The sequence below is a fragment of the Streptococcus mitis genome (assembly GCF_002005545.1).
In the GTDB taxonomy this organism is placed as follows: Bacteria; Bacillota; Bacilli; order Lactobacillales; family Streptococcaceae; genus Streptococcus; species Streptococcus mitis_I.
This window is the reverse complement of the sequence record NZ_LBMT01000001.1, coordinates 700605-714447: the sequence shown is the minus strand read 5'-3', so window position 1 is coordinate 714447 and position 13843 is coordinate 700605. Positions and strand designations below refer to the sequence as shown.

Here is a 13843-nt window from a genome sequence, read left to right as displayed (position 1 = left end):
ATCTATTGTCGTCTCTTGACGCTATTTTTTCAAAGCAGTATAATAGCACTTATTGAAATTTTCAGTAAAGGAAAATACCATGTTTACAAAATTAAAACATACCTTTATCGGTCGGCCTCTTAAGTCCTTAACCGAAGGCGAAGGGGGACTACTGGGAAAAATGCAGGCACTGGCCATGTTGTCAAGCGACGCTCTGTCCTCCATCGCCTATGGACCTGAGCAAGTAGTCCTGGTCTTGGCTAGTCTTTCTCCTCTAGCTATATGGTGGAGCCTTCCTATCGGCCTCTTTGTCCTCCTACTCCTAGCTAGCCTGACCGTTTCCTACCGTCAAATCATCCACGCCTACCCTCAAGGGGGAGGGGCCTATATGGTTACCCGAGAAAATCTATCTCCCAAGCTTGGCTTGATTGCTGGAGGTAGTCTTCTGGTTGACTACATGCTGACCGTAGCGGTATCTGTTTCATCTGGAGCAGACGCTATCACAGCAGCTATCCCTGCTCTTCACCCTTACAACCTTCACATCTCCATTTTTCTGGTTTGCTTGCTCATGCTCTTGAACTTACGAGGGTTGAAAGAATCTGCTAGTTCACTGATGATTCCTGTCTATCTCTTTATCATCAGTACTGTCTTTCTCTTACTCTATGGAATCTTTCAACTAATGACAGGTTCTCTCAGCTATCAGGCAACTTCTCCTATCGGGCATGCTGTACCGAGTCTGTCTATCGTTCTCATTCTAAGAGCCTTTACCAGTGGTTCTGCCTCTCTGACAGGGGTTGAAGCTATTTCAAATGCCGTTCCCTTTTTCAAGGCTCCAAAAGAAAAGAATGCCGCTCAAACCTTGACCATTATGTCACTGATTTTAGGTTTCCTTTTTGCTGGTATCACCTTCCTAAACTACTGGATGGGGATTATGCCTCAACACGGAGAAACTATTCTTTCACAGATGGCTCAAGGCATCCTTGGCAATTCCTTCTTAGGTCACCTTGGCTATTATATCTTCCAATTCTCCACAGCCTTGATTTTGGCCGTAGCTGCAAATACCGGCTTTTCAGCCTTTCCTATGCTGGCTTACAATATGGCTAAAAACAAGTACATGCCCCATCTCTTTATGGAAAAAGGAGACCGACTAGGCTACTCCAATGGAATTTTAACTCTGGCTTTTGGTGCTATGATTCTTCTTCTCATTTTTAATGGCAATACCGAACGTTTGATTCCTCTTTATACTATCGGTGTCTTCGTGCCCTTTGCCCTATCTCAGACTGGGATGATTCGCCATTGGAAAAAAGAAAAAGGGGCAAATTTCTTAAAACCTGCCCTTGCCAATATCCTTGGAGCTATCATTTGCTACGCTATCGTGTTGATTCTGCTCTTTTTCCGTCTCAGTGATATCTGGCCTTTCTTCCCAATTATTCTCGTACTCACCCTACTCTTCTTGGCAATTCACAGTCATTACCAAAAAGTAGCCCAACAACTACGACTCTATGAAGGCATCGAAAAACGTACCTACGATGGCAATCTGGTTCTGGTCCTAGTAGGAAATGTCACCCGAGTTAGCGTCGGAGCCATTAACTACGCTCAAAGTATCGGTGACGAAGTCTTAGCCATGCATATTTCTACCAAGGAAACAGCAGAAAAAGATCAAGAAATTCTCCAAGAATTTGCCGATTACTTCCCAACCATTACTCTGAAGAACATCAAGACCAGCTACCGCGACATCATCACCCCTACTGTCAAGTATGTCAAACGAATCTCTGAGGATGCCCAGAAAAAGAACTATACAGTCACTGTCCTGGTACCCCAGTTTATCCCTAATAAACCTTGGCAAAATATCCTACACAATCAAATGAGCCTCAAACTCAAATACGCCCTCCGTTGGCACCAAGACGTCGTTGTCGCTAGCTACTCTTACCACTTAAAAGAATAAAGAAAAGGCCTTACCAGAATCAAAAGCGTCTGGTAAGGCCTTTTTCTGAAACCAGTCATTATGCTTATACTCAATGAAAATCAAAGAGCAAACTAGGAAGCTAGCCGCAAGCTGCTCAAAGCACTGCTTTGAGGTCGTAGATGAAACTGACGAAGTCAGCTCAAAACACTGTTTTGAGGTTGCAGATAGAACTGACGAAGTCAGTAACATACCTACCGTAAGGCAACGCTGACGTGGTTTGAAGAGATTTTCGAAGAGTATTAACTGAAAAGCATGACTAGGAATATCATTGAATATGGTTAGCTAAATCTTCCTGAGCTTTTTTATTTGACTCAGCTTTTTCTTTCAGCCATTTTTCATAGAGTTCTTGGTACTGTTTAGCAGTGACTGGCTCTTTTTGCAATTCAACATATTTGTAGTTGTCCGCATTTCCTTTATTCCCAACGAATGAGAATGGGCCTGTAAACGGTACAGTCTTACGGAAGATTGGGTTAGCTCCACCACTTTGAACCGGTAGGAAGAGGGCACTATCTGTCAACCAAGCTTGGGCTTCAGCATATTTTTCATAGCGAGCTTGAGTATCTGTGATTTCCGCGTCTGCCTGATCCAAGAGTTTCTTGTAGTCAGCAAGACCAATCTTATCCTTGACTTCCTTGTCTTTTCCTTCAGACAAGCCCATGTTTTTCAACTGAGAACCTGTCTCTGGATCAAGAATAGCTAGGTAAGTCTTAGGATCTGAGTAGTCTCCACCCCATCCTGAGATGTCAATATCGTAGTCTTTTTGTTCTGCTGTATCTGCAAAGTAGGTTGCTTGGTCTTTTTCATCTGGGGAAAGTTGGATAACATCGATAACCACATTCTCCTTACCAAGAGTTTCTTCCACTGTTTGTTTGAAAGATCCAGCCTGTTGCACATCTAACTTAGCAGTCTGGTCAACTGGCATATCCAAATGAATTGGGAAGGTTACTCCCTGTGCTTGCAGACTTTCTTTGGCCTTCGCAAACTTCTCTTTGGCCTTGTCAGGGTTCAAGAAGGCTTGCTTACCATCGTTTAGGTTGATATTTGCCCAATCTTTACCGTAGTTGACAATTTTTTCATTGACAATGTCACCAAAGTTCTTATCGCCAACTTGGACAAAGTTACTTGGTGTAACTGTGTTACGCAAGATACGGTCTGCTCCATCTTCACCATTTGTCTGTGCTGCATAAGCATGACGGTCAAAGGCAAAGTTGATAGCCTGACGGAAATCTTTATTCTGCATAGCTGCGCGTGAATCTGTCTTTTCCTTATCAGACTGTTTCATAGTTTGCTTGTAGCTTTGACGATTAACGTTGAAAAGATAATAGAAAGTAACTGAGTTTTGTGGTGTGTAGGTAATCTTGTCCTCATTCCCCTTCTTGAGTTCAGCAAAGACTGAACTTGTTGGGAAGATACGGCCATCAGTATAGTTACCATCCAAGAAACCTCTAGCAATGCTGTCTTGGTCAGAACCGTCAAAGAAAGAGAGTTTCACTTTCTCAATTTTGACATTGTCCTTATCCCAGTAATTAGGGTTTTTATCAAACTCAATCAAAGATTTTGATGAGAAAGATTTAAACAAGTAAGGACCATTTGACAAGATACTTGATGGTGTCACACTTCCAAAGTCATCTCCCTTAGACTTCAAGAAGGCTTCATTTACAGGATTAAGGATACTTGCTGTTGTTTTAGAGTTCCAATAAGTCTCAGGTTGATTGAGGGTGTATTGGAGTGTGTAATCATCCACTGCCTTAACACCAACAGTTCCAAAATCAGATGATTTCCCTTCAACATAGTCTGCTAGACCCTTGATAGAGTCTTGTACCAAGTACAAGTTTTCAGCCTTTTTATCAGCCGCATACTTGAGACCAGTCACAAAGTCATGAGCCGTTACATCTGCATACTCTTCTCCTTCAGAAGTGTACCATTTAGCTCCCTGACGGATCTTATAAGTGTAAGTCAAGCCATCTTTTGACACTGTCCATGACTCAGCCATAGATGGAATGAGATTGCCATACTGGTCATTTTCCAACAACCCATCAATCAAGTTGGTTGTGATACTAGATGTAGAGTCTCGTGTAGAGGTAATGTAATCCAAGGTATCAGGGTTGCTGACAAAGATATAAGAGTATGTCTTGTCTGCATTGCTTGATTGGGATGACCCGCATGCCGCTAGAGCTAGACCTGCTGTCAAAGCCATAGCTCCAAAAAGCATAACTTTTGATTTCTTCATGATTATTCTCCATTTTTTACTATATGTGAAATATTATACACTATTTGAGCAAAAATATAAAGCCTTTTTAACTTTTTTACAAAAATAAAAATCAGTAGACTCGAGTTCCTACTGATTTTTGTTATGGTTCGTTTGGATTATGCAGCCAAAACTTTGCGTCCTTTACGACGACGAGCTGCCAATACGCGACGACCGTTTTTAGTTGACATACGGTTACGGAATCCGTGTTTGCGCGCACGACGAAGTTTACTTGGTTGATAAGTACGTTTCACGATGAATACCTCCTCATAGATTTTGTATTCGTTTAGCCGGCTATAAAGTGATCAGTTACTAAACATACTTTACTATTCTATCTGATTCTTTCACTTTTGTCAATAGCTCAAGGCAAATGTTTCCAGCTTTTTGGCGCTTTTTCGAATGTAAGCCCTATCTACGATACTGTTTTAAGAATCGAGTCATCTTTTCTTGGATTTGGGCCAGTTCATCAACACGAGGAAGGTAAACGATACGGAAGTGGTCTGGTTCCTGCCAGTTAAAGCCTCGACCATGAACCAAGAGAACCTTTTCCTGTTTCAAGAAATCAAGGACAAACTGCTCATCATCATCGATGCGATACATATTGCGATCGATTTTAGGGAAGATATAGAGTCCAGCCTTGGGTTTAACCGCAGACAAACCTGGAATCTCTTGAATAGCATTGTAGATGAAATTTCTTTGCTCATAGATTCGTCCACCTGGAAGAAGCAATTCATCGACTGATTGGTGACCACCCAAGGAAGTTTGTACAACTTGTTGGGCCAAAACGTTAGAGCAAAGGCGCATATTGGACAGCATATTGAGCCCTTCGATATATCCCTTGACGTGCGTTTTAGGTCCAGATAAGACCATCCAACCCACACGGAAACCAGCGATACGATGAGATTTTGACAGACCATTCATGCTGACACAGAAGACATCTGGTGCCAAACTAGCCACAGGCGTATGCACATGTCCATCCATGACCATGCGGTCGTAAATTTCATCCGCAAAGATAATCAAATCGTTTTGACGGGCAATCTCAATAATCTCCAGCAATAGTTCCTTAGGATAAAGGGCTCCAGTTGGGTTATTTGGGTTGATAAGGACGATTGCCTTGGTATTGGAAGTGATTTTTGACTTGATATCGTCAATATCTGGGTACCATTCTGCAGCTTCATCACAGATATAGTGAACGGCATTTCCCCCAGCTAGGCTGACAGCTGCTGTCCAGAGAGGATAGTCTGGCATTGGCACCAAGACCTCGTCTCCATTGTCCAAAAGCCCCTGCATGGACATGACAATCAACTCACTGACACCATTTCCAAGGTAGATATCATCAATATCTACGTTTGGGAATTTCTTCAATTGGCAATACTGCATAATGGCCTTACGGGCTGAGAAAATCCCTTTGGAGTCAGAATAACCTTCACTATCACGCGCATTCATAATCAAGTCATGAATGACCTCGTCTGGCGCTGTAAAGCCAAATTCTGCTGGATTTCCTGTATTCAGACGTAAAATCTTTTCTCCGTTTGCTCGCATTCGCATGGCTTCTTCCAAAACAGGGCCACGGATATCATAAGCAACATGTTCTAACTTACTAGACTTGTTATATTCTTTCATCTTGTTTCCTCACTTCATCAGGATAGTAACATTATACCACTAGAAAGAGAATGCGACAAGTTTGCTGAAATGTTTTACTAGATTAAGATAGAAGAAAAACCTCGCTAAAAGCGAGGCCAAGACAGGGAAGATAGCAGGTATTTTGCGAAAGTCACATCACATACCAAAAGATAAACCTAGAAAAAGCAGGCCTAAAAAGGAGTCATAGAGAAGATTAAACATGAGGAAAAGCCCCCATATCATCAAGTAATCCCAGCGCCCACCTCGTTTTGCAACTAGGAATAAGAACAGATGGTAGAGTACATGAAAGACTAAAAAGCCGATAAAACCTGGATAGAGAAGTGGAATCAGCTTTTCTAATTGCCAAATCATGATAACTTCTAGCAAGACAGAAACTAGGATGATGCCATAATAAAGGAAATTTGATTTTTTTGTTTCTTGAAATGAGTTTTTCATCATTCTCCCTCCCTTCACTTCTTTCCTGCTATCCTTTCTTTTATTTTATCATATATTTATATAGATTTTAAGCACTAACATTCTTTTGAAAAATACTTTTTTTGCTTTACTTCTATAGTGAAAAGGTTTACAATTATAGTAAGAAAATTTCAGGAGGTTTCATTATGGCACAACGTTACCAAAATATTATGGTCGCAATCGATGGTTCTAAGGAAGCGGACTTGGCTTTTGTCAAGGGAGTTCATTCTGCTCTACGAAACGACGCTAAGCTCACCATCGCACATGTCATTGACACACGCGCACTCCAAAGCGTATCCACCTTTGATGCTGAAGTTTACGAAGAACTCCAAGTCGACGCTGAAAGTCTGATGAAAGAGTACGAAAAACGTGCTAAAGATGCTGGGGTGACAGATGTTCATATCGTCATTGAAATGGGAAATCCAAAGACCCTACTGGCACGTACTATTCCAGATGCAGAAGAAGTTGATCTCATCCTCGTTGGCGCAACTGGTCTCAACGCCTTTGAACGCCTCTTGGTCGGATCTTCATCTGAATACATCCTCCGCCATGCTAAGGTTGATTTGCTGGTGGTGAGAGAACAAGAAAAAACCTTATAATCACGAAGAAAAGGAGCTCAGCGCTCCTTTTTGTTTACTTTTTGTTTACTGTTTATTTCTCTCTTTATGGCGTTCATAAGCCTTGAGCTGACGCTGCAGTTCCTTTTTAATAGCAGGTTCTGGAGCATATTTTTCTTCCCAATCATCTGGTTTTAAGATTTTATGGGTCACTGGATCAAAATGAGCCTTGCCATCTGGGAAAATTTTCCCCATATTGGCCTGATGGACGATATCAAAAATACGTTCTGGGTCCACCCCCATCAAGACAAAACTACCGTAGGTAAAGTAAAGCGTGTCAATCAAGGCATCCACTTGCCCTATCAAATCTTGCTGGGCAGGCGTCTTCTTGGCTACTTTATCTGCCGCCTTATCAAGAGCTTGATGAAGTTGCGATAGAGCTTGACCAAAGTCCTCTTCAGAAGGGCTGGCAGCTCGAACAAACTCCACCAATTCTTCTATTTTAAAGCCAGCCCTGTGGGTTGCACCTTCTAAATCCCAAGCTCGAGGTTCTTCTTGGGTTCGTTCATCCATCATATGGTGGAAGGTCTTGACCTTATTGAAATGATAGTCACGGCTGACAAAGACTTTTTCTGAGGCCAGAACACCAAAATGTTCCAGGGCCTTGTGGATTCCATCTTGCTGATTGCTGGTAGTGATGTGCTTGGCAACTTCCTTGACACTGCTACTACCATTTCCCATAGCGACCGACATACCGACACCCGCCAGCATTTCTAGGTCGTTATCTGAGTCACCAAAGGCCATCACTTGGTTGAGATCAAAGCCATATTCTTTCCCAACTCGACGAATACCTTCCAATTTAGAATTTCCTTGATTGATGACATCCGCAGCAAATGGATTGCTACGTGTCAATTTCAAATCTTGAAAATCTGCTGCCGCCTTCTCAGATTCTTCTGGTGTCATCAGCATCAAAACTTGGTAGATAGGCTGATTCATCAGATGAAGCAGGTCTTCTTCCTTTTGGGGAACAACCTTGCTGACCATACGATTAAAGGAATGACTTACTGTCCGAGTTAAAACTGAGGGAACGAAGCGACTGATTCGTTGGGAAAAAGAACCCAGACCAAAGGACATGATTTTAGAACCTAGCATGGCATCCTTGGTCCCTAGGGCAATCTCCTTGCCCTCTTTTTTAGCATAAGAAATTAGCTGACGCAAATGTAACTTGGAAATAGGGCTCGTGAACAAGACTCTGTCTTTAGTAAAGATATACTGGCCATTATAGGTTACCGCAAAGTCCAGATCCAAATCGTCCATCAATTCCTTAACAAAAAAAGGTCCTCGTCCTGTCGCTACGCCGACAAGTACCCCTTGCTCTTTGACGATTTTAATCGCGTCCTTAGTGGATTTCAAAACACTCTTGCGATCGTTGACCAAGGTTCCATCGATATCAAAAAAAACAGCTTTGACTTCCATCCTATCCCAATCTCCCCTTTTGTGATACAATGATTATACCACATTTCAGAAAGAGTGAGTAAATCATGCCTAAGAAAATCCTTGTTTTACATACGGGTGGGACTATTTCCATGCAAGCCGATGCTTCTGGCGCTGTTGTGACGAGTTCAGATAATCCCATGAACCATGTGTCCAATCCCCTCAACGGAATCCAAGTCCATGCCCTAGACTTTTTTAACCTACCAAGCCCCCATATCAAACCCAAGCATATGCTGGCTCTCTACCAAAAAATCAAAGAGGAAGCTGCTAACTACGATGGAGTGGTGATCACACACGGGACCGATACTTTAGAGGAAACAGCCTATTTCCTTGATACCATGGAAATTCCCCATATGCCTATCGTTCTAACAGGGGCCATGCGCAGCTCCAATGAACTCGGCAGTGATGGTGTTTATAATTATCTGAGTGCTTTAAGGGTGGCTAGCGATGACAAGGCTGCTGACAAAGGGGTTTTAGTCGTCATGAACGATGAAATCCACGCTGCCAAGTATGTTACCAAAACGCATACAACCAACGTCAGCACCTTCCAGACTCCAACACACGGGCCACTTGGTCTGATTATGAAACAGGAAATCCTCTACTTCAAAACAGCTGAGCCCCGTGTTCGCTTTGACCTTGATCACATACAAGGATTAGTCCCTATCATCTCTGCTTATGCTGGTATGACAGATGAGCTGATTGATATGCTGGATTTGGAACAATTGGACGGTTTGATTATCCAAGCCTTCGGAGCTGGTAATATTCCAAAAGAAACGGCTCAAAAATTAGAAAGCCTTCTGCAAAAAGGAATACCAGTCGCCCTGGTTTCACGATGCTTTAACGGTATTGCCGAGCCTGTTTATGCCTACCAGGGTGGAGGCGTACAGTTGCAAAAATCAGGCGTTTTCTTTGTTAAAGAACTCAACGCCCAAAAAGCCCGCTTGAAACTCCTCATTGCCCTCAATGCCGGACTAACAGGACAAGCTTTGAAAGACTATATGGAAGGCTAAGTCTCTTCTCCAGAAAGCAAAATCAGGAAATCTTCTCGATTCCCTGATTTTTTCTATTTACGTTTTCGTGTTGAGCGACGTTCTGTCAAACCATGAGGTAAGAGAACTTCACGTTCTTCCAACTCTTCCTTGTGCATAATCTTAGTCAACATACGCATACTAATAGCACCAAGGTCATAAAGAGGTTGGGCAATAGTTGTCAAGTTTGGACGGGTAAAGCGTGAGATTTGTGAATCATCACTAGTAATGATTTCAAACTCTTCTGGTACTGACACACCCTTATCAGCAAGGCCGTTCAAGACACCTGCTGCCAGCTCGTCACCTGTTACAACTGCTGCAGTTGCATTTGATGAAATCAAGCGTTCTGCCAAGGCATAACCGTCTTCATAAGTGTATTTAGACTCAAATACCAATCCTTCGCTATAAGAAATTCCTGCTTTTTTCAAGGCTTCCTTGTAGCCAACCAAACGAACCTTACCATTGATATCATCCACTAGTGGACCGCTAACGAAAGCAATGCGCTCATTTTCTTTAGCAAGGTAGGTTACTGCATCAATCGTTGCTTGTTTGTAGTCAATATTGACACTTGGAAGCTGATGTTCTACATCCACAGTTCCTGCAAGAACAACTGGTGTTCGAGAACGAGAAAACTCTGAACGAATTTTTTCAGTCAAGTGGTAGCCCATAAAGATGATACCATCCACTTGCTTAGAAAATAGTGTATTGACAACTGAAACTTCCTTGTCATCGTCCTCATCACTATTAGCAAGGACAATATTGTACTTGTACATTTCAGCGATATCGTCAATTCCTTTAGCAAGCGTTGAGAAATAGCCATTGGTAATATTTGGGATCACCACACCGACAGTGGTTGTCTTTTTACTTGCAAGACCACGCGCCACAGCATTTGGACGGTAATCCAAACGATCAATCACCTCAAGCACTTTTTTACGAGTATTCTCTTTTACATTCTTATTGCCATTGACTACACGGCTAACCGTCGCCATTGAAACTCCTGCTTCACGGGCGACATCATAAATCGTTACTGTATCGTCTGTATTCATTCCATTTCCTTTCTATATCATACCTCACGAGACTCCAAAAAAGAGACGGTATGAAAATTTCGTTTTCATGATTCCACTTATTCCATTTTATCACTATTTGTAAACACTTTCAAGTATTTTTTGAAGATTGTTTGAAAAAAATTTCATAGAAAACTATGTTTATGAAGAAAAAATAACCTTTTCTTGATTTTTAATCCTATTTGCTGTATGATAAGGAAAAAGAAAGGGGGCTGAAATATGGCTTTTACCAATACCCACATGCGGTCTGCTAGTTTTGGAATTGTTACCAGCTTGCCTGATGACGTTATTGACTCTTTTTGGTATATCATCGACCACTTCTTAAAAAATGTCTTTGAATTGGAGGAGGAACTCGAGTTTCAATTGCTTAATAACCAAGGAAAAATTACCTTCCACTTTTCAAGTCAACACCTCCCTACAGCTATTGATTTTGACTTTAACCACCCTTTCGACCCTCTTTATCCCCCGAGAGTTCTGGTTTTAGATATGGACGGTAGAGAAACTATCCTCCTCCCAGAAGAAAATGACCTATTTTAAAACTCTAGCCTTCAGTTACAAACGACTGAAAACTAGAGTTTTTTCTATTTTTTCAAAGCATTATACAAGTTGCGGATCGGTTGCTTTAATGTCGGATGGATAAAATGAGGCGCAATTTCCTGTAAGGACTCAAGGACAAAAAGGCGTTCCGCTATGTAAGGATGAGGCAAGATGAGGTCGTCTGTATAAAGAATCTGATCCTCCACAAAGAGCAAGTCCAAATCAATCAAACGAGGTCCCCAATGCACTTCTCGCACCCGTCCCATCTCTGACTCAATAGCTAACAAGATCTCTAATAGCACTGGAGCCTGCAACCAGGTTTCAACCTCAACCACTTGATTAGCAAAGCTATCTTGCTCCACACCACCCCAAGGCTCCGTCGTCAAGACACTGGACTCTTTGAGAATATAGATACCTCGATTTCGCATTTTCTCAATGGCTTGTTTCAAGTTTGCTTGTTTATCTCCCATATTGCTTCCTAGGGCGATAAAGGCTCGTTGCTTGCGGCGATGAATGGTTACTGAGCAAGTATCTAGCGGCAAATGCACTGGCGCCCAAGGTTTTTTCAGTTCCAGCTGAATTTCTTGGACAAGAGGATAGGTCTCAAAAGTACGTTCTACCAATTTGTAAGCTACCGTTTCAATCAAGTCCTCAGTGGTTTCCTGAAACCAAGTCGTCCACTGCTGACACAGTTCTCCATAATGGACAGAGGCTGTTAAATCCAAGTCTGTAGCCGCCTTGGTCATATCATAGGATAGGATTGCGGAAATAACAAACTTCTGCCCCAATTCCTTCTCACTAGGAAAAAGACCATGATAGGCAAAAATTTCCAAATCCTTAATCTGCAGTTGATCCATAATGATTCCTTTCTAGAAAAATCCGCTTCAAGCGGATTTTTTTTATACTCAATGAAAATCAAAGTGCAAACTAGAAAGCTAGCCACAGGCTGCTCAAAACACCGTTTTGAGGTTGCAGATGGAAGCTGACGTGGTTTGAAGAGATTTTCGAAGAGTATTATAGTCCCATTAAACGATAAGCCTGGTCGCGGAGGTCCTTATCTGTTTCAAATAGACCACGAGCTACTGTCGTCAAGGTTGCAGTGCCTGGTTTTCTGACACCACGCATGCTCATACACATATGTTCCGCCTCAATGACAACAAAGGCTCCTTTAGCACCTAGATACTCCATCAAGGCATCGGCTACTTCGATATTCAATCGTTCTTGAATTTGTGGTTTTTTCGAATAAACTTCAACCGTACGGGCTAGCTTAGACAAACCTGCCACACGACCATCTGGAATGTAGGCAATATGTGCTCTCCCATAAAATGGCAAGAAGTGGTGTTCACACATGGTATGGAAAAAGATATCCTTTTCTACCACCATATTATCGTCGATAATCTCAAAGGATTTTGACAAATGTTCCTCTGCTGTTTGACCAAGACCTGAAAAAATCTCTTGGTACATACGAGCGACACGAGCAGGCGTTTCCTGCAAGCCCTCGCGATTAACGTCCTCTCCTACAGCCTCGATAATCATTTTTACAGCTGCTTCAATCTTTTGTGTATCCATTTTCGTTCTTCCTCTCCATCAGATAGGCCCTCACTTGGCTCAAGAAATACAAGGAACCCGTGACAATCCTAACTGTTTTTTTCTCTTCTTTTTTATCTGTCAATTTCTGCTCTAGAAAATCCTGCCAACCTTGGTAGATGAGATTTCTAGACTTAGCTGCCTCTTTCAGCACGCTTTGATCAGTCGCCCGACTATCGTCAAAATGTGTCAGAGTAAGCTCGGTATCTGGCATGGCCCCCAGCAAGTCCAACATATCCTCCAAGGCCTTGGTTTTGATACAAGTAAAGAGGATTTCCTTACGATAATCCGCAAAGCGTTCTTGCAAGGTTGCCAATAAAGCCTTGATAGCATGGGGATTGTGGGCTCCATCCAAAATCATCAAGGGATCTCTTGACACGATTTCCAAACGCCCTGGCCAACTTGTTTCTTCCAAGGCTTGAGCAAGCAAGGTATTAGCTGGTAGCTCTCGACCATCTTCTTGACAAAAAGTATCAAGTAAAGCTATAGCCATCCCAGCATTCTCTATCTGGTGCAAACCAAGCAGGCCAGTCTGGAAGCGACCTTGTCTGAGAGAACTAGTATAGTCAAAGACTTCGCCTGTCACCACACTCTTTTGATGGCTGACCTGATAATCTGTCCCGTAGGCAAGTCTCGGCGCATCTTTCCCTTCCGCAATGCGGTCAATCACAGCCGAAGCTTCTGGAGCGATACGACCTGTCACCAAGGGAATACCTTGTTTGATAATACCAGCTTTCTGCTCTGCTATGGCTTCCAAGGTGTCACCAAGTAGGGCTACATGGTCCAATCCAATAGTCGTAATTCCTGTCAAAATGGGCTGACAGACATTGGTACTATCTAAAAGCCCACCCATGCCGACTTCCATGATAGCCACATCTACTTGCTCTGAGGCAAAGTAGTCATAGGCCAAAGCTGTGATAATCTCAAACTCGGTTGTCTCCTTCAAATTGGCAGCCACTTCTCCTTCAAGCAAAGACTGATAGTCTGCCATGAGGGTTTCTAGCTTCGCTTCTGGGATAGATTCCCCATTGATGCTAATCTGGTCTGTATAATGAATGAGATAGGGGGAGCTAAAAACACCAACTCTCAGCCCCATCTTTTCTAGCATATTTTTCAAAAAAGCAATGGTCGAACCCTTGCCATTGGTCCCTCCGATATGGATGACCTTGAGTTTGAGATGGGGATTGCCACGCAAAGCTAATAGTTCCACCATGCGTTCCAAGCCAAAATGCGGTTGGTCCGTCCGGTAGTTAGCAATCCACTGATTGTTTTGAATTTCTTTCATC

At 42.5% G+C, this 13843-nt stretch carries 13 protein-coding genes; 4 read left to right on the top strand and 9 right to left on the bottom strand.

Going from position 1 to position 13843, the window contains the following annotated elements:
- Positions 1-79: 79 nt before the first annotated feature.
- Complete coding sequence (locus QS39_RS03625; RefSeq protein ID WP_077804652.1) at positions 80-1924, top strand: APC family permease; 1845 nt, start codon at positions 80-82, stop codon at positions 1922-1924.
- A 286-nt stretch (positions 1925-2210) separates the two neighbouring features.
- Here the strand turns inward: QS39_RS03625 and QS39_RS03615 are convergent, their stop codons facing one another.
- The 4 genes from QS39_RS03615 to QS39_RS03600 all read right to left on the bottom strand — a co-directional run bounded on the left by QS39_RS03615 (position 2211) and on the right by QS39_RS03600 (position 6275).
- Positions 2211-4175 carry a peptide ABC transporter substrate-binding protein gene (locus QS39_RS03615; protein WP_077804651.1) on the bottom strand — a complete coding sequence of 655 codons (1965 nt, stop codon included), beginning with the start codon at positions 4173-4175 and terminating at the stop codon, positions 2211-2213.
- A 137-nt stretch (positions 4176-4312) separates the two neighbouring features.
- Positions 4313-4447: a 50S ribosomal protein L34 gene (gene rpmH, locus QS39_RS03610; RefSeq protein WP_000831905.1), complete on the bottom strand. Its 135-nt coding sequence runs from the start codon at positions 4445-4447 to the stop codon at positions 4313-4315.
- 154 nt (positions 4448-4601) lie between these two features.
- The gene (locus QS39_RS03605; RefSeq protein ID WP_000666460.1) at positions 4602-5816 is read right to left on the bottom strand and encodes a pyridoxal phosphate-dependent aminotransferase; all 1215 of its coding nucleotides are present in this window, start codon (positions 5814-5816) and stop codon (positions 4602-4604) included.
- A 156-nt stretch (positions 5817-5972) separates the two neighbouring features.
- A complete protein-coding gene (locus tag QS39_RS03600; protein WP_180374996.1) occupies positions 5973-6275 on the bottom strand; it encodes a hypothetical protein in 303 nt (100 codons plus the stop codon).
- Positions 6276-6436: 161 nt separating this feature from the next.
- Between QS39_RS03600 and QS39_RS03595 the strand changes: the two genes are divergently transcribed.
- Positions 6437-6889 (top strand): universal stress protein, encoded by a 453-nt coding sequence (locus QS39_RS03595; RefSeq protein ID WP_000079152.1) that lies wholly within the window; start codon positions 6437-6439, stop codon positions 6887-6889.
- Positions 6890-6934: 45 nt separating this feature from the next.
- Here the strand turns inward: QS39_RS03595 and QS39_RS03590 are convergent, their stop codons facing one another.
- Positions 6935-8323, bottom strand: coding sequence for a Cof-type HAD-IIB family hydrolase (locus QS39_RS03590; protein WP_077804649.1), 1389 nt, complete (start codon positions 8321-8323; stop codon positions 6935-6937).
- 65 nt (positions 8324-8388) lie between these two features.
- Here QS39_RS03590 and QS39_RS03585 point away from each other — a divergent pair, with 65 nt between their 5' ends.
- Positions 8389-9351 carry an asparaginase gene (locus tag QS39_RS03585; protein ID WP_077804648.1) on the top strand — a complete coding sequence of 321 codons (963 nt, stop codon included), beginning with the start codon at positions 8389-8391 and terminating at the stop codon, positions 9349-9351.
- A 53-nt stretch (positions 9352-9404) separates the two neighbouring features.
- Here the strand turns inward: QS39_RS03585 and ccpA are convergent, their stop codons facing one another.
- On the bottom strand, positions 9405-10415 hold the full coding sequence (ccpA, locus tag QS39_RS03580; RefSeq protein ID WP_001090627.1) for a catabolite control protein A: 1011 nt from the start codon (positions 10413-10415) through the stop codon (positions 9405-9407).
- A 237-nt stretch (positions 10416-10652) separates the two neighbouring features.
- Between ccpA and QS39_RS03575 the strand changes: the two genes are divergently transcribed.
- Complete coding sequence (locus tag QS39_RS03575; protein ID WP_000886035.1) at positions 10653-10970, top strand: DUF960 domain-containing protein; 318 nt, start codon at positions 10653-10655, stop codon at positions 10968-10970.
- A 44-nt stretch (positions 10971-11014) separates the two neighbouring features.
- Here QS39_RS03575 and folK read toward each other — a convergent pair whose 3' ends face one another.
- From folK to QS39_RS03555, 3 genes are all read right to left on the bottom strand, one after another.
- A complete protein-coding gene (gene folK / locus QS39_RS03570; RefSeq protein ID WP_077804647.1) occupies positions 11015-11827 on the bottom strand; it encodes a 2-amino-4-hydroxy-6-hydroxymethyldihydropteridine diphosphokinase in 813 nt (270 codons plus the stop codon).
- 157 nt (positions 11828-11984) lie between these two features.
- Positions 11985-12539 (bottom strand): GTP cyclohydrolase I FolE, encoded by a 555-nt coding sequence (gene folE, locus QS39_RS03560; protein WP_061827444.1) that lies wholly within the window; start codon positions 12537-12539, stop codon positions 11985-11987.
- Positions 12520-13842 (bottom strand): bifunctional folylpolyglutamate synthase/dihydrofolate synthase, encoded by a 1323-nt coding sequence (locus QS39_RS03555; RefSeq protein ID WP_077804646.1) that lies wholly within the window; start codon positions 13840-13842, stop codon positions 12520-12522. The genes folE and QS39_RS03555 overlap by 20 nt, the downstream gene beginning before the upstream one ends.
- Between the last annotated feature and the right edge of the window lies 1 nt (position 13843).

What these genes read in the sequence shown, in the direction of transcription:
- QS39_RS03575 (WP_000886035.1), top strand. Translation starts at nt 10,653, where the DNA reads ATGGCTTTTACCAATACCCACATGCGGTCTGCTAGTTTTGGAATTGTT.
- QS39_RS03615 (WP_077804651.1), bottom strand. Translation starts at nt 4,175, where the DNA reads ATGAAGAAATCAAAAGTTATGCTTTTTGGAGCTATGGCTTTGACAGCA.
- QS39_RS03585 (WP_077804648.1), top strand. Translation starts at nt 8,389, where the DNA reads ATGCCTAAGAAAATCCTTGTTTTACATACGGGTGGGACTATTTCCATG.
- QS39_RS03600 (WP_180374996.1), bottom strand. Translation starts at nt 6,275, where the DNA reads ATGATGAAAAACTCATTTCAAGAAACAAAAAAATCAAATTTCCTTTAT.
- folE (WP_061827444.1), bottom strand. Translation starts at nt 12,539, where the DNA reads ATGGATACACAAAAGATTGAAGCAGCTGTAAAAATGATTATCGAGGCT.
- folK (WP_077804647.1), bottom strand. Translation starts at nt 11,827, where the DNA reads ATGGATCAACTGCAGATTAAGGATTTGGAAATTTTTGCCTATCATGGT.
- QS39_RS03605 (WP_000666460.1), bottom strand. Translation starts at nt 5,816, where the DNA reads ATGAAAGAATATAACAAGTCTAGTAAGTTAGAACATGTTGCTTATGAT.
- QS39_RS03625 (WP_077804652.1), top strand. Translation starts at nt 80, where the DNA reads ATGTTTACAAAATTAAAACATACCTTTATCGGTCGGCCTCTTAAGTCC.
- QS39_RS03555 (WP_077804646.1), bottom strand. Translation starts at nt 13,842, where the DNA reads ATGAAAGAAATTCAAAACAATCAGTGGATTGCTAACTACCGGACGGAC.
- QS39_RS03595 (WP_000079152.1), top strand. Translation starts at nt 6,437, where the DNA reads ATGGCACAACGTTACCAAAATATTATGGTCGCAATCGATGGTTCTAAG.
- ccpA (WP_001090627.1), bottom strand. Translation starts at nt 10,415, where the DNA reads ATGAATACAGACGATACAGTAACGATTTATGATGTCGCCCGTGAAGCA.
- QS39_RS03590 (WP_077804649.1), bottom strand. Translation starts at nt 8,323, where the DNA reads ATGGAAGTCAAAGCTGTTTTTTTTGATATCGATGGAACCTTGGTCAAC.